This is a genomic window from Bacteroidota bacterium (genome assembly GCA_025059945.1).
GTDB lineage: Bacteria > Bacteroidota > Rhodothermia > JANXDC01 > JANXDC01 > JANXDC01.
In genome coordinates this window covers 229832-248187 of sequence record JANXDC010000011.1, presented here as the reverse complement: position 1 = coordinate 248187, position 18356 = coordinate 229832, and the positions used below count along the sequence as shown (strand labels likewise).

The window sequence follows — 18356 nt, the reverse complement described above, 5'->3', positions numbered from 1 at the left end:
TCACCGCTAGTTGCCGAGCGCAAGCCCCCGCTGCAGCCAGGCCGTACCGGAGTTCAGCACCCACTCTAGAAAGCGGCCTGTTGAGGCCCGAATAAGCCCCAGGTACGCCTGCGGGTACAGGCCCAGCAAGAGCACAAGGGCCATGAGCGGGAAGAACATGGCCCGCTCGCGCCCGTTGAGATCCACCAAGGACGCACGCCAGGCCTCTTCGCGTAGCCTCAAAGGTCCGTAGAACATGCGCTGCACCACGGCCCACAGATAATAGACCGCGGCCAGAACGATACCGGCTGCCGAAACGAGCGCCATCCAACGCGGCACGGGCGAGAAGGCGCGCCCGGCGTGGATGGATTCGGCGCTAAAGGCGCCCAAAAATACGAGCGCCTCGGAGACGAAACCCGCCAGGCCCGGAAGCCCCATCGAGGCCAAAAACGCAAACAAGGCCACCCCTCCGTAGAGGGGCATAAGCTGCGATAGCCCCCGAAAGTGCCCGATCATGCGATCGTGCACCCGGTCGTAGAGCACCCCGACGAGCAAGAAGAGCATAGCCGCGACAAGGCCATGGGTGAACATCTGAAAAACAGCCCCCGCCACCCCCTCTTGGGTAAGCGAGGCGATGCCCAGCAGCACATACCCCATGTGGCTTACAGAGGAGTAGGCGATGAGCTTTTTCAGATCCTCCTGGGCGGCCGCCACAAGCGCCCCATAGATGACCCCAAGCATGCCCAGAGCCGCGATCCCGGTCCCAAAGGCGATGCCGCCCTCGGGGAAAAGCCCATAGCCCAGGCGCAGAATCCCGTAGCCGCCCATTTTGAGCAGAACCCCGGCCAGAATAACGGATATAGGTGTGGGGGCCTCCACGTGGGCGTCCGGCAGCCACGTATGCAGGGGAACGGCTGGAAGCTTGATGGCAAAGCCCACAAAGAGCACTAGAAAAGCCAGCAGGCGCGCATTCCACCCCAAAATTAGACCTGGGGCTTCGGGATTGAAGGGCGCATCCGGCGCGTAAGCCTCCGGCCGCATGAGTCGGAGCAAATCCAGGGTGCGCACCTGCAGCGCCGGCGGGGCATCTGGGTTGAGCGCGCTGCTGAAGTAGAGTCCGATGAGCACAAGCAGAAGGAAAATGGAGCCGGCAAGCGTGTACAGAAAGAACTTGACCGCCGCATAAGCGCGGCGCTCTCCCCCCCATAGGCCGATAAGAAAGTACATGGGGATGAGCATGAGCTCCCAGAACACGTAAAACAGAAACAGATCCAGCGCCACGAACACGCCCATCATGGCCGCCACAAGCAGCAGGTAAAGGGCAAAGTAGCCCTTTACGCCGCGTTCGATCGTCCAGGATGAGAGCACGCCGATGGCGCTGATCAGGGCCGTCAGCACGACCAGGGTCAGGCTGAGCCCGTCAAGGCCGAGGTAGTAATCCACCCGCAGCCGACCCCAGGGCCCCAAGGCCAGCTCCAGCAGGGTCAAACGCTCAACGAACTGAAACGCGTTCGGCTCGTTTACCCCGGCCCGACTCGGATCATAGGCCACAAGCAGCCCCAAAACAAGCGCCAGCTCCAGCAGCATCGCGCCCAGCGCCAGGCCCCGGATCGCGTTTACCCGCTGAGCCGGCACTAGCAGCACGCCCAGCGCGGCCAGCCCGGGCACAAGCAGAATCAGCGAAAGCCAAGGGAACATATGTCGACTACCGCCACAACCACAGGACCAAAGCCACGAACGCCAGCGCCGCCATGGCCAGATACGCCTGCACCCGACCGGTCTGCAGCCGTTGACCGGCTCGGCCTAAGGCGGCGATGAGCGCGGCCGTGCCGTTTACTAGCCCGTCTATTACACGCCGATCCCAGGCCGCCTGCGAGCGCATAAGCCATCTAAAAAGCCGCACCGGACCGGCCTCGTAAAGCGCATCCAGATACCATCTTTCGCGAGAGAACCGATACAGGGGCCCAAGCCAGGGGCGCTGTCGCCAACGATCCAGATCCGGCCGCCTGATTCCGTAAACCCAAAGCGCCCCGAAGATCCCCAGTAGGGCAAGCCCCAGGGACCAGGCCAGAACTTGAAGGTGGAACTCCGCCGACCCGAGCCGAATAAGCAGCACCGAGGGCACGTAATCGGGCACGAACGCCCCCTGGGGACCTACGCGGCCGGAGACCTCGGCGGCTATGGCGCGCCACAGCCAGCCCCGGTTGGGCTCTAGGGGATGGGGAGAAAACCAGAAAAACAGGCTGAAAAGCGCCAGCCCCAGAACCGGAAGCCGCATCACCCAGGGCGACTCCCGAAGCTCGGACAAAGACGCAGCCGGGTATTGTTGCGCCAGCCGAAACGGACCCCAAAAGACCTTAAACCACAGCCGGCCCATGTAGAAGGCCGTAAGGGCGGCCGTGGCAAACCCCAACACGGGCACCCCGAAAAGCCACAGCGGGGGCAGGTCCCACTGCACGGCGCCCAGGTAAGGGAAGGCTGCGGCGGCGATCAAGATGGCGTCCTTGGAAAGAAAGCCGCTAAAGAGAGGCAAACCGGCCAGGGCGGCCGCGCACACGGTGAAGGCGGCAAACGTCATGGGCATGGGCCGCCTAAGCCCCCCCATGAGCTCGATGTCCTGGGGGTCCAGGTGTAGCTCAAGGCCTCGATGGCTTAGGCGTTTTTCCAGCTTATGCAGGGCGTCTATAATGGAGCCGGCCCCTAGAAACAGGCCCGCCTTGAAGAAGGCATGCGTGATCAGATGAAACAGCCCGGCCACAGGAGAGCCCACGCCTACGCCCATGACCATGTAACCGAGCTGGGAGATCGTCGAATAGGCGAGCACGCGCTTGATGTCGCGCTGCGTAAGGGCGATCGTGGCGGCCATAAAGGCCGTGAAGGCCCCCGTGAAGGCGATAACCAGCAGCGCCTCCGGGCTCAGAAGCGGGTAGATGCGCCACAACAGGTACACGCCGGCTGCGACCATGGTAGCGGCATGAATGAGGGCCGACACGGGCGTGGGGCCCTCCATGGCGTCCGGAAGCCAGACGTGCAACGGAAACTGGGCCGACTTGCCCACCACGCCCATGAAGAGCAGCAGCCCGGCCGCCGTAAGCCAACCCGCCGAAAGCTCCCGCACGACCCCAGAGCCCTCCTCTAAGGGCACCAGCGTCTGCCATCGCCCTTCGATGATCCGGGACTCCGCCAGCAAACGGGAGAGCTCGCCAAAATGCAGCGTCTCAAATTGGCTCCAAAGTATGAGGATCCCGGCCCAAAAGCCCGCATCACCGATCCGGTTTACGATGAAGGCCTTCGTGGCGGCTCGGGAGGGCGCCTCGCGTTCAAACCAAAACCCGATGAGCAAATACGAGCTCAGGCCCACCAGCTCCCAGAACACGTAGATCATGAGCAGGTTGTCGGAGAGCACGATCCCCAGCATGGAAAACGTAAAAAAGCTCAGGTACGCGAAGTAGCGCGCGTACTTGGGATCGCCGGCCATATAGCCGATAGAGAACAGGTGGACCAGAAAGCTAACCCCCGTTACGAGCACGAGCATCAGGGCCGCGGGGATGTCGATCTGAAAGCCGAACGGCAAAAGCAGGGGCGCCCGACCCGACGTAGAGCCCAGATCGATCCAGATCCAACGCGGATTGTGCGGAGCCACTTGGGTGAGCAGGCCGTAGAGAACGTAAACGGAAAGCACCAAGGCCACCCCCACAAGGCCCGTGGCCAGCCAATCGCCCTGCCTGGGCAACGCGCGCTTGCCCAGGGCCCACACAAGCGCCCCTCCGAGTAGAGGCAAAAGCAGCACGGCGCTAACCCAGGGCGTGTAGTCCATGACCCCTCTTTTTAGAGTCGCAGGCTTTCGACTTCGTCTACGTTGACGGTCTGCAAACGATCGTAAAGGTTGAGCACGATGGCCAGGGCCAGAGCCGCCTCGCAGACAGCGAGCACGATCACAAGCAAGGCGGCCACTTGCCCCCCAAGCCGGTAGGGGTCGAACTGCGCAAAGGCGACCAGGTTCAGGTTAGCCGCATTGAGCATGAGCTCAACGCCTATGAGCACGGCGATGGCGTTGCGGCGCGTGAGCACGGCAAACAGGCCCAAGGAGAAAAGCAGGGCCGCGATGAGCAGATATCCGTTTAGGTAAGCCGCTGCGGACGTCACGATCAAACTCCTTTACGTCATGCGCCGGGGCCGCGCGCCCTCATCCCGAGAGCGCCGGGCCATGTAAGCGGCGCCGATCAGGGCGATGGTGAGCACTAAAGCGGCCACTTCAAACAGAAGCAAATACTCGCCCACCAACAGCCGACCCAACCGCTCCACCGTGGAGCCTGCTGGAGGCAACGTCTGCTCGTTGATCTGGCCCGCTTGGGCGATCCAGGGCAGCTCGGCAAAGCCGGCCCTCAGAAGGGCCGCAAGCAAAACCCCCAGAACGGCCAGGGCGGCTAGCGCGCCCACTAAGCGGTTTGTGACCCCGGTTCGGGGGGCGCGACCCGTGATACGCTGCGTGAGCATGATGCCGAACAAGAGCAGGATCACGATCCCGCCCACGTAGACCAGAATCTGCACGACCGCCAGGAAATCGGCCCCGGCCAGGGCGTATAGACCGGCCACCCCGAAAAGGCTCAGCAAAAGCCCCATTCCGGCATGGATCAGGTTGCGGCTCCAAACCGCGACCAGGGCCGCGAGCACCGTTACGGCTCCAAACGCATAGAAGGCGATCCGGTAGTAGTCCATCAGGAGTCCCCCTTTTTGAACACGAAGGGCTTTGCGGCCGGCTTGCGCTCTTGCGGCTGCTCCGATTCCGTCGAGGGGGGCTCGGCCGGCCGGGACTCCGCATCGGCGCCCGCTCGGGGCACAGGCCGAGGGGCGAAGGCGGGTTTGGCTCGGTGGGGTGCCTCCGCGGAGCCGGCGTTCGGAGCGGGATCCCGGTCCCCGGGGGCCTCAGGTCGGGAAACGGCCCTGGGCGCGAGGGCGGACTTGCCCGCAGCGGATGCGGGCTGAGCGGAGGCTGCTCGGGCCGGCGCGGCAGGCTTTACGGCCGCCGCCTCGGCCAGGCGACGCTTCTCCTCAACCTCCTCCGGGGTGAGGTTGGCGAAGTGATAGACCATGTTGTCGCGGTCAAACTCGCTGAAGTCGTGCACCTTGGTCATGGTCAGGCACTCCGTAGGACAGACCATGGTGCATAGACCGCAGTAGCAGCACTTGGCCATGTCGATGTCGAACCGGGCGATCCAGAGGCGCTTTTTCTGCCCATTGGAGGTCGTGCCCAGGTCCTCGACGGCCTTGATCGTTTCGATCGTGATGCAGTCTACGGGGCAGATGCGGGCGCACTTCAGACATCCGATGCAGTCGTCGATGTCGTTGTGCAGCCGATACCGGCCCGTATCCGGAACGGGCACGGCCTCGTGCGGATAGCGCACGGTCACCTGCCCGTCCGGCTGCCGAAAGTAATCCGGATCCGCGATCGAGACCGGCCGACGTCGCCTGCGGGCCTGTCGAAGATGGCCCAGCGTCAGCCGCAGGCCCGCCCAGACGGTTTCGACGCCGATGCGCAGGTTCGTAAAATACCCCGTACGGGTCGGCATAAGCTATCCCATCCACGTCGCCCAAAGGGCCGATACGACCACCATGGCCACGGCAAAGGGCGTCAACACCTTCCAGCAAAGATACATGAGTTGATCCACCCGAAGCCGAGGCAGCGTCCAGCGCACCCACATGTGCACGAGCACCACTGCCAGCGCCTTCGCCAAAAGCCAAAACGCGCCCCAAAACGGCCCCGTGGTCCAGTCTGCCAGCGCGACCGCCCCCACGTTGGGCAGCGGGCTCTGCCAGCCGCCTAAAAACAGAACGGCTCCGATGAGGCCCACAAGGAGCATACCGCCGTATTCGGCCAGAAAGAAAAAGGCGAATTTGATCCCGCCGTACTCCGTGTGATAGCCTGCTACAAGCTCGGATTCCGCTTCGGGGATGTCAAAGGGGGCGCGGTTGACCTCGGCCAACGAGGCGATGAAGTAGATCACAAACGCGATCACCAGATGCGGGTAGGCCAGGACGTTCCACGTAAGGAAGCCCCCTACGGCCGAGACGTCCGGCAAAAAGGGCAACCCCAGCAGATGGCGCGGCACCGGAGAGCCCGGGCCCTGCTGTAGCACGATCTCGTTTAGGTTGAGCGTACCCGCTACCAGCACAACGGAGAGCACAGCCAACCCGGCCGGGATCTCGTAGCTGATCACCTGCGCCACGCTGCGCACGGCTCCGTAGAGGGCGTACTTGTTGTTTGAGCCCCAGCCGGCCATGAGCAGACCCGCGACCTCGAAGGCGGTAAAAGCCGTAAGAAACAGCACCCCAACGTTTAAGTTCGCCCCGACAAACTCCGGGCCGAAGGGGATTACGGCGTAACCCACGAACACGGCGGCGAAAACCACAAAGGGGGCGGCTACCCAGAGGGGCTTATCCGCCATTCTGGGTACGATGTCTTCCTTCAGCAGAAGCTTCAGAATATCCGCTACGGTCTGCAATAGCCCTCTAGGTCCTGTCTCCAAGGGTCCGACCCGGTCTTGGATAAAGGCCGAGACCTTGCGTTCCGCATACACGGCGGCCAGCGTGTAGAGGGCGATGAAGCCGGCCACAAGCAGCGCAAGCAGCATGATGCCCAGTACGGGGCCGAGAAGGGAGACGAAAAACTCCGGTCCTGCGCCCATGAGGCCCCTCTATCGATCCACTTCCCCCAGCACGATGTCGATCGAGCCCAGGATCACGATCAGATCGGCCAGCATCGCCCCTCGGCTGATTTCCGGCAGCACGCTCAGATTCGAAAAGCTAGGCGCCCGGGCTTTGACCCTGAAAGGCTTATCCGTGCCGTCGCTTAGGATGTAGAAGCCCAGCTCTCCGCGGGGGTTCTCGAAGCGGGCGTAGACCTCAGCGTCCTTGGGCGGGGCCACGCGCGGAGGGCAGAGCTTCTGCGGATCGAAGTCCGCCGTGCGGCGCCCGATCCCCCGCTGGAGCTGATCAAGACACTGCTCGACGATGCGCAGCGACTGCTCGATCTCCTCGGCCCGGACCTTGTAGCGGTTCCAGGAGTCCCCCACGGTGCCGATCTCACCCCGACCAACGCAGACCTCGAAATCCAGCTCCGGGTAGACCGCGTAAGGGTCATCCCGGCGCAGATCCCAACGCAATCCTGAGCCGCGCAGCATGGGCCCAGAACAGCCCCAGTTGACCGCCACCTCTACGGGCAGCACCCCTACGTTGGCCGTGCGTTCAATGAAGATTTTATTGTAAGTCAAAAGCTCGTTTAGCTCCCGCACCTTGGGCCGAAAGTATTCGACGAACTCCCGGCAGCGCTCCTCAAAGCCCAAGGGCAGATCGTGCATAAGCCCGCCGATCCAGATGTAGTTGTATAGCAACCGCGCCCCGGAGGCCCACTCAAACAGGTTCAGGATGTGCTCCCGATCCCGGAAACACCACAGAAACGGGGTGACCGCGCCAGCGTCCTGCCCGAAAGTGCCGATCGAGACTAGGTGACTAGAGATACGGTTGAGCTCGGCCATGAGCACGCGGATGTACTGCACGCGCGGATGGATCTCCTCCTCTATCCCGAGCAGGCGCTCCACCGCGATGGCCCAGGCCAGCTCGTTGTTCATGGCCGCCAAATAGTCCATGCGGTCCACGTAGGGGATAACCTGTGGGTAGGTGAGGGATTCGGCGTGTTTTTCAAAGCAGCGGTGCAGGTAGCCTATGTGCGGGATGACGTCGACGACGATCTCGCCATCGGTCACGACCTCTAGCCGCAGCACGCCGTGCGTGCTCGGATGTTGCGGACCCATGTTGAGGACCATCTCCTCGGTCCGCAGATCCCGCAGACGCACGCGGTTGGAATCGGAGGCGGCCCAACGGACCGCTTCGGGGCCAGCTTGAGGCTGCATCAGTAGGCTACGCGGATACCGTGGTAATACTCAGGCCAACGGTAATCTTTGCGCAGGGGATGACCGGGCCAGTCGTCGCAGGTCAGGATGCGCCGCAGGTCCGGATGCCCGCGAAAGGCGATTCCGACAAGATCGTAGGCCTCGCGCTCATGCCATTCGGCCGTGCGCCAGATATCCGAGACCGTGTCCACAGCCGGCAGATATTCGGTCTCGTAGCTTGTGCGGGCCTCCAGGGAGTCCGCCACAGCCGATTCCGGAGGTTCGGCATTAGGCGTTGGCTCCCCGTCGGGTCCGATCTGGGTGTATTCGAGCTTGTTCGTTACGGGCTCCAGGTTCTGGGAGCGGCTTATGAAAACCTTGAGGGCGATCTGGTGATCGTGCGGTATCGAGTGCAGATGGTAAACGACCGCCACCATGTCGCGCTCCGGACCGTAATCGACCCCGCTTAAGCACATGAGCTGATCAAAGTACAGGCGCGGATCGTCGCGCAAGAATCGGCACACCTCCCGAAGCCGCTCGGCTGGAATCACGAAGGCGGGCGGGATCGATCGCTCTCGCTCCAAGTCCAAGATAACCTCCGGACCGAAGCGCTCAAGAAGCCAATCTCGGATCTGGTATACGCTGGCCATCTTCAGCTTGTCGGGCTCGGCTCGCAGAGCCGCTCTTGGCGGATTTTCTCCTGCAGCTTCAGAAAGCCCCCGATTAGGGCCTCCGGCCGGGGCGGACAGCCCGGCACATAGACATCAACCGGTATGATCCGGTCCACGCCCTTTACCACGTGATAGCCGTGCTCCCAGTAGGGCCCGCCGCAGTTGGAGCAAGAGCCCATGGAGATAACGTACTTAGGCTCGGGCATCTGCTCGTAGAGCCGGCGGATGCGATCGGCCATTTTGAACGTGACCGTGCCGGCTACGATCATCACATCGGCCTGCCGGGGTGAAGGACGGGGAAAAATGCCGAATCGGTCCAGGTCGTAGTGCGAAGCAAAGGTGGACATCATCTCGATAGCGCAGCAGGCCAACCCGAAGGACATGGGCCAAAGGCTGGACAGGCGCGCCCAGTTTAAAAGGTTTTCCACGGAGGTGATGACCACATTGCCGTGTTCGAAGCGCTGATCCAAAAGCCCCATAGCAGAGTCCACCTCTAGAGCCGTTGCCGATCGCTTCTTGGGAGCAAGTAAGGCGCGCTGAGGAGAGCTGCTCGCTAGGCCTGCGGAGGCCGAACGGACTTGAATTGAAACTTGCGCACACCTGGCCCGGGTGGCTTGGCTTCGGAGGCGACATCGGGAGCCGCCGGCTCCGCGGAGGCGTTCGCAGAGGCGACCGCCCCGGGCTCGATCGGCTCCAGGCGCCTCTTGGGCCTGTAGCCCCGGCGATCGCGGCTGTTGAGCGCCTCATACGGGATCGGAGGCAACTCCAGGCGAGGCACAACGGGCTCGGGCCTCACCCAGGTCAAGTCGCCTTTGCGCCATTCATAGGCCATGCCCAGCACCAGGATGGCCAAGAATACAAGCCCCGCTCCTAACGCGAGGGGCCCGAGATCCCGTAGCACGACTGCCCATGGAAAGAGCAATGCCACCTCGATTTCGAAGACGATAAAGATCAGCGCCACCACGTAGAAGCGGATGTTGAACTGCACCCACGCCGAACCCACAGGATCTTCCCCGCATTCGTACGGGAGGGCCTTTTCCGGATTGGGCCTGTGGGGCCGCAACAGGCGTGATAGGCCGAAAACCAGCCCCACAAACAGAAGCCCGGTCAGCAGGAACAGCAACACCTGGCCAAAGGCGCTGATCTGGGGTGACATAAGAGCCTTTCGACGCAGCCCTAACAGCGCGCCTGGAATATACGGCCCACCTCAAAGCAGAGTCAAGAAAAGGGAGCGGAGGATCCGGAAAGGGTCTGATTGCGCAGGCGCTCTTCGACGTAGGCGATCACGTCATCTAGGGCGGCCCTAAACTTGGTAAAATCCTCTTTGTATAGGAAGATCTTGTGCTTTTCGAGCTGGCCGTTGTCGGCGCGTTTGGATTCCGTGATGGTGATGTAGTAATCGGGCGTGGTGCGCATAGCCCGCACGTCCAGGTAATACGTCCGTCTTCCCGCCCGAATCCTCCGAGAGTACACCTCATCCCCGCCTGGCCCGGCCATGACTAGCTCCTCCCTGTGCTGCGGAGATAGTATACGCACGCTGGGCGCGCCTGGACAACCCCTAGCCGGACGCGCCGGGGTCCTCTAAGACGCCGCGCATCCGACGTTCTTCCAAGGGTCGTCCTCGAGCCAGATGTTCAGCCGCGATCCGGTAGGCGTCGGCCGCTTCGAGATGTCCGTACCAGACGTTGTCCGGGAACACTACGGCCGTGTTGCCCTGTTCGCAAGGCCCCAGGCAGCCGCTCATGACCACCTTGACGTCCGCAAGCCCTAGTTCCCGACAGGCCGCCTGCAGGGCCGTAAGCAGCGCCTGCGCGCCGTTTCGGCCGCAGGACCGCTTAGGGCTCTCCTCCGGACGCTGGTTGACGCAGACGAAAACGAGCTTCCGATACGGCATGCCCACCCTTACCGCCCTCCCGGGGTGATCTTGAGCACAGCCCGCAGATCAGTCGGCCGCTCCCCCTCGAAAATCCGAATCCAGTACCAGCCTGGAGCCAGATCCTCTAGCGGGATCTCCCAGCGGAAACGCCCAGGCTCTAGCCACCAAGACGGGCTCACCTGCAGCTGGCGGCCCAAAACGTCGTATAGACGCCAGGAGTAATAGCCAGCCTGCCCGGCATCTCCCTCGAGAACCACCCGATGTGTGGCGGGATGCGGATAAAGGGCCCGGATGCGGGTCCGAACGGGCCGCTCCGGATCTTTCGGCCATCCCACGGGGGCCAGGCTCCGGGAGCGGGCCCTGATGGTCTCGACCACGGCTCGGGCCTCCTCAAGCGTGCGGCCTGCAGCCAAAATCAAAAGAGCCGTCGTAGAGGCACCCGGTGCAAGCGTTCGGGGCGCTAGGCTCAAGACGTGGGAGACGTCCGTATCCCAGACCCTGTCGGTTGCGATGCCGGAACTTAAGGCGCGCCATTTCTCTCCGTCTGAAAAGCCGTCGTAGATCCCAATAGGCGTTCGAGCGCCGGCGTTGTCGATTAGATACGCTCCGGCCGGAGCCTGATCGGTGGCCACGGCGAACCAGTCCCGGGTGGGGCTGCCCACCATGCCCCGCACCCAGAGCAGGCGCCCCTCAGGATCGTAGCCCGTTGAGTCGGTCTGCCCGTTTGGGCTGATATCCCAGTCAAAAAACCAGCCTATCCGGAGCCCGCGCAGGGTGTCCGATCCCGTGTTGGCGATCTCGTAGCGCACAAGCAGCCCCTGATCCAACGGAGGGCTCCTCCAGAGAAAGGCCTCCTTGCGCACGCGCACCCGCAGCTGACGCCTCAAGGAGGCCTGGGCGTCATCGAACTCCGTGCGCCCATATAGGTCGGCTCCATAAACGGCCTCGAGGATCTGCACGGGCAGCAGCATCCGGAAGTCCCGCTTGGCCGTGTTGGGACCGGAGCGCACCACGTCGACCAAACGCGTGGAGTCCACGGCCAGCAGAAGCCCGCCTTCGAAGAGCACATTCGGCGCATCAGGCCGGGAGAGAAACCGAAACCCCTTGCCCTTGAAGTTGTCGGGGAAATCGGCAAAGCCGATGTTGCCCTCGCCCGTGATCGTGACCTCAACAAGGCCCATCGCCAGGGTGCGATACGTGGGGGTGATCTCAAAGCGCAACGCGACCCAATCCCGATAGCCCGAGGCGTCTTCGATGAACAGCAAAAGCTGCGCTTCGGACCCGTTGGGCGCCTCCGAACGCACGCGCAGACGCAGGCCCTCGGCCTGTGACGCCGAGCCGGTGGCCAGATCCCCCACGCTGAGCTCAGCCCGCAGCGGTTGCGTAAGGCCATCTAGGGGCTCCAGGCGCAGGCGCACCCCTCTGGCCGGCTCCAGCAGATTGCGCAGCCGCAGTTGGAGCTGCAGCTCCTCGCCCTGATTCGGAATGCCGTCGCCGTTTCCGATCGCCTCCTGCAAGCGGTATTCAAGCAGCCGTATGGCGGGCCGGCGCTCCGAAAGCGCTCGGCGGGCGTCGACGCGGCCGTAGCCGAGCTGATACGCGAATCCGGGGTTTTGAGGGCCGATATCGCGCGCCGTTACGCGCACCTGCTCACCAGCCTGTTCGGGGCTCAGCTCCGGGCGCGCAGCCAAAACCAGGGCCACCAGCCCCGCCGCCACCGGGGAGGCCATGGAGGTGCCCGAGGAGGTGGCGTAGCCTCCGCCGATCCAGGTGCTAAGGAGGCTCGTGCCGGGGGCGGAGACGTCCACCCAGAAGCCGTAGTTGGAGAAGGAGGCGCGCTGATCGAAGCCGCTCAAGGCCGGGTTGGCCACCGTCGCGGCCACGGCCAAGACGCCCTCGTAGGCGGCCGGATAAAAGGGCTGTGTTGTGCCGCTGTTGCCCGCGGCCGCGACGACCAGGGCACCCCTGGAGCGGGCGTAAGCGACGACGTCGGCGCCGAATTGGCTGTAGCCCTCTCCGCCCCAGCTGCAATTGATGACCTGCGCACCGTTATCGGCCGCATATCGGATGCCGTGGTAGCCGTAGCGGATGAGCCCGGCCTCCGGGCCGGCCCCCACGCTCACCTTAACGGCCATGATGCGGCAGGAAAATCCGATGCTGGCCACGCCGATTCCGTTGTGCGTGGCCGCCGAGGCAAGCCCCGCCACGTGTGTGCCGTGCGCGTTCTGAATAGCGCTGGGATTGTTATCGGCCCGGCCCGGGTTGTTGGGGTCGTCTCCGGCAAAGTCCCAGCCGTATACGTCGTCGACGTAGCCGTTTCTGTCGTCGTCGATGCCGTTGTTGGGGACCTCGCGAGGGTTCATCCAGAGATTGGGCCTAAGATCCGGATGCTGTAGGTCCACGCCCGTATCCACGATGGCGACCGTGATGCGCGCATCCCCGCGCGAAACATCCCACGCCTCCTCGGCCCCGATGGCCCGCAAATAGGCCTGCCCCGGCTCTCCATAGCGGGGATCGTTGGGCACAAAGGCCACGCGGTACACGGGATAAGGTTCGGCGTAGAGCACCTCGGGCAGCTGACGCAATCGGGCGGCCACACGCTCCGGATCCACAGAGGCGGCGTAGCGGATAAGCACGATGCAATTGAGCGCCTGGGCCTCAGGTGCGGGCTCGGGGCTATAAGGGAAGGCCGGCTCGGCGCCCAAAAGACCGTAGGGCCGCATGAGCTCATCTACGTACCAAGAGCCGGCGCTCACAACCGAGGCCCGGTAGCGGGGCCATACCTCCCGGAAGCGCACCACAACCAAGCCCGGCTCATAGGAGCCCAAACGTATCGGACCTCCGCCGGCATAGGTTTCGAGGGGCAAAGCGCAAAGGCCCAACAGCCCGCAGAATAGAAGCAGCCCGCCTCGCATATCCCTTAGCCGTTTTCCGTCACCTGCTCGCGTTGGCGCACCTGCAAGACGGTGCGCACGTTGCGTTGAAAGCCGGCGAACTTGGCCCGTTTGACGGCGCTTTTGGCGAAGCGCTTTCGGTACGCCTCCAGGTCCAGCTCCGCCCACTCCTGCAAGGTCGTATCCGCGATACCGGGCCGGGGCATCAGGCGCGGCTCCCGGGTCGCCTGGGCGAACTTGTTCCAGGGGCATACCTCCTGGCAGATGTCGCAGCCGAAAATCCAGGAGCCCATGCGTTTGGCTACCTCGGGATCGATCGTCTCGCCGCGGTGCTCGATCGTCCAGTACGAGATACAGCGCCGGGCGTCCACCACCGAGGGAGCCACGATCGCCTGCGTGGGACAAGCCTCTATGCAGCGGGAACACCGACCGCAGTGATCCGGGATCGGCCCATCGTAGAGGAGCTCCACATCCACGATGAGCACCCCCAGGAAAAAGTAGGAGCCCAGGCGCGGATGCAGGATGTTGCTGTTCTTGCCCTGCCAACCCAACCCGGAGCGCACAGCCCAGGCCTTCTCCAGAACCGGGCCGCTGTCCACGAAGGCGCGGCCGCGCACGCCCGGAACGCGCTCCTCCAGGAAGGCGAAGAGCTCCCAGAGCTTGTCCTTGAGGACCTCGTGATAATCATCCCCCCAGGCGTAGCGCGCAATGCGGCCCACTTGGGGCCGGGCGTTGGGCTGAAGGGGAACGTAATAGGAATGCAGCACACAGATCACGGATCGGGCGCCCTCCAGAAGGCGACTCGGGTCGACGCGCAGCTCGAAATGGCGCTCCATCCAACTCATGGAGGCGTGCATGCCGGCCTTAAGCCAGGCCTCTAGGCGTGTAGCCTCTTCATCGAGACGCTCGGCGCGCGCTATGCGGCAGGCCTCAAAGCCCAGCTCCGCTGCACGCTTCTGAAGCGCCCGGGTAAGCTCCTCGACCCAAGCCCGAGCATATGCCATGGCTACGCACTCCAGCGGCCATCGAGCGTGTACCCCAGGGCCAGGCGGCGCACAAGACGGCCTTGCGCATCGAAAACGAAATCCACGCGCCCCAGCCGGACCCCGCCCCAACCGGCCTGCACGATCCAAGTGGGCGGCTCATGCTCGTGTTCTATCACGCGCGGGGCATCCAGGAACGTGTGCGTATGCCCCCCGATGATGAGGTCGATGCCCGGAACGGCGCGGGCCAGTTTGACGTCGTCAATGCGCGGCGAGGAGTACTCGTAGCCCAAATGCGAGAGCACCACCACCAGATGAGAACGCTCCCGTCGGCGCAGGTGTGCTACGAGTTCGCGCACGATCGGAACCGGATCCTCGTAGCGCACCCCAGCCCGCAGCGGGGCCGGCAGCAGGCCCTCCAGGTCGATGCCCACGCCGATTAGGCCCACCCGAACGCCGGCCAGCTCGCGCACCGCATAAGGCCGCACGGCCGCGCGCAGCTCAGCGCTTTCAAAGCGGTAGTTGGCCGATAGGAACCCAAATCGGGCGTGCTCCAGGGCGCGCAGCAGGCCCTCAACGCCGAGATCGAAGTCGTGATTGCCCAAGGTGGCCAGGTCGTAGCCGATGGCGCTCATCGTTCGGAAGTCGAGCTCACCGCGAAAGAGGTTGAAGTAGGCCGTGCCTTGGAAGATATCCCCGGCGTCCACCAGCAACAGGTGCGGCTCCTGGGCCCGAAGCCGGCGCACGAGCGTGGCGCGCCGCGCCGCGCCCCCTAAACCGGCCATCGGCCCAGCGTTCTCCGGAAACGGCTCGATGCGGGAGTGCACGTCGTTGGTGTGCAGGATCACGATGCGCCTGAAGGCCCGGGCCTCGGCCCAGCGGGCCCAGGCCTGCGTCATGAGCCATGCGCCCATTCCGCCCCGAAGGGCCTTGTCCAAGAACGCACGCCGGTTCATGATGCCCTCCTCGGCAAATACGGCGCGACCTTCTGCCGGAACGCCTCCAGGCTCTGCGCGCCCAAGATCACCTCGCGCACAACGCCCTCGGGGTCCACCACCACCGTCACGGGCCGATAGCGCAGGGCCAGATTAAAAGGAGCCACCTCCGGAATGCGACCCAGAAAACCGTATCGGATGGCCTGCTCCGGAAGCTCGGCCATAAAACGCCGGAGCTGCTCCGGATCCTCATCCGAGATAGCCAGCACCAGAAGCCCTTGAGGGGCTAGTTCGCGCTGCAGCCGATTGAGGGCGGGCAGTTCGGCCCGACACGGAGGACACCAGGTGGCCCAGAAGTTGAGCAGCACGGCCCGGCCGCGAAAGTCGGACAATTGAGCTGAGCCGGAGCCGTCTAGGAGCTCAAAGACCAACTCCGGGGCGGGTTTGCCGGTAGCGCTCCGCGCCTCGGAGGCAGACTCCGCCCCGAAGCGAAGCGAGCGCAGCCCGCCTCCGACAAGAAAGCCCAACGCGATCGCGGCCACGACGGCAAAGACCCGAGCTAACTTGCGCTTCATGGCTACTGCTCCCGCCGTATGCGCCCGTCGATGCGGGCCTCCACGTGTCGGCCCTGAGCCGTAAGCGTCCGGATGTGCGCCAAAATGAGCTCGCGCAGAAGCGTCGTCGTATCCTCTCGCTCTAGAGGCGCCCCTACGGGGCTTAGGATACCGTCGCCGCCGTCGGCGACGAAGTTCGTGGTCACAAGCCCGTAGCGGCCCTCGGGCCGCACCGCTTCCCCCTGGACGCGCACCTCCTCGGCCCGACGCTCCCGGATCCGGAAGCTCATCCCGCTAATGGGCTGCCCGCCCTGCTCGGCCAGGCGATCGGCGAGCCGCATCAGCTGCTCTCCGGTCAGCTCCAGGCGGGTCATGGTGTTCTCAAAGGGCATCAGCTCGTAGATCGCCCCCACGGTGATGGGTCCAGCAAAAAGGGGTGCGCGCAGCCCTCCGTTGTTGGTGAGGGCCACCTGTACGCGGCCTCCCCAACGCTCTTGGGCCCATTGGAGCATTAGATCGGCCACGAAGTTGCCCAGCGGCCCCTCTGGCTGCCCGCGCATAAGCGTCTGGGGCGCGTAGCCGATCACGAGGCCCGTTGCGGAATCGTAGATCCGTTTATACGGGGCCAGCAGCAGCTGAAGGGCCGAATCGGCCGGAACCGAGGAATCCAGAACGAAAAAGCGCGCCTCAGGGGTCCAGCGCAGCTCCTTAGGGGCCGCACAGCCTAGCCCCAGAAACAGCAGGCCCGCTAAGGCGATCGGCGGCGTGCGCATACGATGCACCTCGGGTCAAGATGGAGGCTCATGTACAACCCAATCAAGCCCTAGCGCAAGCCGAGCTCGGCCCGCTGCCCCGCCCACACGGGCCCGGTCGTTTCGGGCACGGCGTTTTGGCCCAGCCAAATCCGACCTTGACGGAGCCGAAAGCTCGCCAGCGTGCGCAGGGGCTCGGGCTCCAAGCAGCCGCTTTCGGGGTCGATGGAGGGGACTAGACAGCGGCTGCAGGGCTTGACCAGGCGCAGGCGGACAGAGCCCAGCCGCACCCAGGACCAGGTGTCCTCCGCAAACGGTTCGACGCCGGCGAAGACGAGGTTGGGGCGAAACCGCAGAACGGAGACCGGGCGCTCTAAGAGCGCGTTAAGCGCTTCCAGGGAGGCCTCGCTGAGCAGCAGTATCGGATAGCCATCGGCCAGACTTACCCCTTCGCCGGGCCTTCCGTAACGCGCATCCAGGGGTCGGTGGCTCTCTCGGGGCTGAAAAACCAATCGGGCCTCTTGACCGAGGGCCGAGGCGAACCACCGAGCGGGCTCTGGACCCAGGTCGAGCAGGCGAAGCTCCTCGTTCCAGAGCCGCACAATACACCACCGAGCCCTCTGGCCGGGCTCTAGCGGCACCCACAAAGGCTCCCGGCCCGGGTAGGCCAACTGCAGCGCCTCTTCGGTGAGCGCAACACTTATGAGGGCCATCTTGGGAAGTTCGCGTTGCGTGAGCGCGCGCCCCTGGGGCCCGACCCACATCCAGCGCCGATCGTGGGCTAGCCCCCTCTCCTCCACAGTCCAAGCTTCGACGGCAAAACCCCGGCAGGACTTTACGGGGTAAACGTACAGGGCCGCAAGACGCGCTTCGGCGCTCATGTCTCCTTCCGGGTCCAGACCTCCAAACAGGCCTCTACGCTCCGGGCCAGGGCCTCCAGGTGATAGCCACCCTCCAGGACGGCGATCAGGCGCCCTCCGGCATACCGCCGGGCGACATCCCAGAGCAGCTCCGCCATGCGGCGAAATCCGGCCTCGCTTAGGCGCTGCTGCGCCAGGGGATCGAGCCGATGGGCGTCGAAGCCGGCCGAAATCAGCAGGGCTTCTGGTCGGAAGCGATCCAGGGCGGGCAGCACCTCTTCAAGGAAGGCGCGCTCATAGACCGCATCATCGGAGCCGGGCGGCAACGGGATATTCAGGGTGTAGCCCTCCCCCGGCCCGCGGCCGCGCTCTTGGCGCGACCCCGTGCCCGGATAGAGCGGATGCTGGTGCAGGCTTATGAAGAGCACCGAAGGATCCTCGTAGAAGATCTCCTGCGTGCCGTTTCCGTGATGCACGTCCCAGTCGACGATCGCCATGCGCTCCAGACCCCAGCGATGCTGCAGGTAACGGGCCCCGATGGCGACGTTGTTAAGCAGGCAAAAGCCCATTGCGCGAGCCCGCTCGGCGTGATGTCCAGGCGGCCGTACGGCGCAGAAGGCGTTCCGGACGCGTCCGGAGAGCACGGCATCGCAGGCGGCTATAACGCCGCCGGCGGCTAGGAGCGCAACCCGCAGGCTTTCGGGCCCCGCGACCGTGTCGGGGTCCAAGTGCCCGCCTCCGGCCTGGCAGAAGGCCTCAAGACGAGCCAGGTACTCCGGCGGGTGCACGCGCTCCACCCACGCGCGCTCAGCGGGATCCGGTTGGATCGGCTCAAGAGCCGGCCACAAGGGGCCTTTCTTGAGATGACCCAATATGGCGCGCAGCCGATCGGGGCGTTCCGGATGACCCGGACCCGGATCATGCTCCAGATACCGGGGGTCGTACACAAAGGCCGTGGCCATG

General features: G+C 64.2%; 18 protein-coding genes and 1 pseudogene. All 19 read right to left on the bottom strand.

The genetic code is table 11. The features are described 5' to 3' along the window. Positions 1 to 6: 6 nt before the first annotated feature. On the bottom strand, positions 7 to 1677 hold the full coding sequence (locus NZ993_06945; protein ID MCS7155525.1) for an NADH-quinone oxidoreductase subunit M: 1671 nt from the start codon (positions 1675 to 1677) through the stop codon (positions 7 to 9). 7 nt (positions 1678 to 1684) lie between these two features. Next, complete coding sequence (nuoL, locus tag NZ993_06940) at positions 1685 to 3796, bottom strand: NADH-quinone oxidoreductase subunit L (protein ID MCS7155524.1); 2112 nt, start codon at positions 3794 to 3796, stop codon at positions 1685 to 1687. 11 nt (positions 3797 to 3807) lie between these two features. After that, positions 3808 to 4125, bottom strand: a complete 318-nt coding sequence (gene nuoK / locus NZ993_06935) for an NADH-quinone oxidoreductase subunit NuoK (protein ID MCS7155523.1) — start codon at positions 4123 to 4125, stop codon at positions 3808 to 3810. Between the two features lie 12 nt (positions 4126 to 4137). Beyond that, positions 4138 to 4698 (bottom strand): NADH-quinone oxidoreductase subunit J, encoded by a 561-nt coding sequence (locus NZ993_06930; GenBank protein ID MCS7155522.1) that lies wholly within the window; start codon positions 4696 to 4698, stop codon positions 4138 to 4140. Next, positions 4698 to 5549 carry a 4Fe-4S binding protein gene (locus tag NZ993_06925; protein ID MCS7155521.1) on the bottom strand — a complete coding sequence of 284 codons (852 nt, stop codon included), beginning with the start codon at positions 5547 to 5549 and terminating at the stop codon, positions 4698 to 4700. Before NZ993_06925 ends, NZ993_06930 begins: the two co-directional genes overlap by 1 nt. Before the next feature lie 3 nt (positions 5550 to 5552). After that, the gene (locus NZ993_06920; GenBank protein MCS7155520.1) at positions 5553 to 6665 is read right to left on the bottom strand and encodes an NADH-quinone oxidoreductase subunit H; all 1113 of its coding nucleotides are present in this window, start codon (positions 6663 to 6665) and stop codon (positions 5553 to 5555) included. A gap of 9 nt (positions 6666 to 6674) precedes the next feature. Continuing rightward, the gene (locus NZ993_06915; GenBank protein ID MCS7155519.1) at positions 6675 to 7802 is read right to left on the bottom strand and encodes an NADH-quinone oxidoreductase subunit D; all 1128 of its coding nucleotides are present in this window, start codon (positions 7800 to 7802) and stop codon (positions 6675 to 6677) included. Positions 7803 to 7888: 86 nt separating this feature from the next. Beyond that, entirely contained in the window at positions 7889 to 8518 is a 630-nt protein-coding gene (locus NZ993_06910) for an NADH-quinone oxidoreductase subunit C (protein ID MCS7155518.1), read from the bottom strand. Positions 8519 to 8520: 2 nt separating this feature from the next. Next, positions 8521 to 9018, bottom strand: coding sequence for an NADH-quinone oxidoreductase subunit NuoB (gene nuoB, locus NZ993_06905; protein MCS7155517.1), 498 nt, complete (start codon positions 9016 to 9018; stop codon positions 8521 to 8523). A gap of 269 nt (positions 9019 to 9287) precedes the next feature. After that, a pseudogene (locus NZ993_06900) lies at positions 9288 to 9695 on the bottom strand (NADH-quinone oxidoreductase subunit A). Positions 9696 to 9757: 62 nt separating this feature from the next. Continuing rightward, positions 9758 to 10075 carry a PUR family DNA/RNA-binding protein gene (locus NZ993_06895; GenBank protein MCS7155516.1) on the bottom strand — a complete coding sequence of 106 codons (318 nt, stop codon included), beginning with the start codon at positions 10073 to 10075 and terminating at the stop codon, positions 9758 to 9760. A 22-nt stretch (positions 10076 to 10097) separates the two neighbouring features. Continuing rightward, complete coding sequence (locus NZ993_06890) at positions 10098 to 10433, bottom strand: (2Fe-2S) ferredoxin domain-containing protein (protein MCS7155515.1); 336 nt, start codon at positions 10431 to 10433, stop codon at positions 10098 to 10100. Between the two features lie 8 nt (positions 10434 to 10441). Further along, positions 10442 to 13330: a S8 family serine peptidase gene (locus NZ993_06885; GenBank protein MCS7155514.1), complete on the bottom strand. Its 2889-nt coding sequence runs from the start codon at positions 13328 to 13330 to the stop codon at positions 10442 to 10444. A gap of 5 nt (positions 13331 to 13335) precedes the next feature. Next, positions 13336 to 14313, bottom strand: coding sequence for a tRNA epoxyqueuosine(34) reductase QueG (queG, locus tag NZ993_06880; protein ID MCS7155513.1), 978 nt, complete (start codon positions 14311 to 14313; stop codon positions 13336 to 13338). A 2-nt stretch (positions 14314 to 14315) separates the two neighbouring features. Beyond that, complete coding sequence (locus NZ993_06875) at positions 14316 to 15248, bottom strand: metallophosphatase (GenBank protein ID MCS7155512.1); 933 nt, start codon at positions 15246 to 15248, stop codon at positions 14316 to 14318. Continuing rightward, complete coding sequence (locus NZ993_06870; protein ID MCS7155511.1) at positions 15245 to 15802, bottom strand: TlpA family protein disulfide reductase; 558 nt, start codon at positions 15800 to 15802, stop codon at positions 15245 to 15247. The genes NZ993_06875 and NZ993_06870 overlap by 4 nt, the downstream gene beginning before the upstream one ends. Before the next feature lie 2 nt (positions 15803 to 15804). Further along, positions 15805 to 16554 (bottom strand): 5'-nucleotidase C-terminal domain-containing protein, encoded by a 750-nt coding sequence (locus tag NZ993_06865; GenBank protein MCS7155510.1) that lies wholly within the window; start codon positions 16552 to 16554, stop codon positions 15805 to 15807. 50 nt (positions 16555 to 16604) lie between these two features. Continuing rightward, complete coding sequence (locus tag NZ993_06860; GenBank protein ID MCS7155509.1) at positions 16605 to 17414, bottom strand: MOSC N-terminal beta barrel domain-containing protein; 810 nt, start codon at positions 17412 to 17414, stop codon at positions 16605 to 16607. Next, entirely contained in the window at positions 17411 to 18355 is a 945-nt protein-coding gene (locus NZ993_06855; GenBank protein MCS7155508.1) for a histone deacetylase, read from the bottom strand. Before NZ993_06855 ends, NZ993_06860 begins: the two co-directional genes overlap by 4 nt. Position 18356 lies beyond the last annotated feature (1 nt).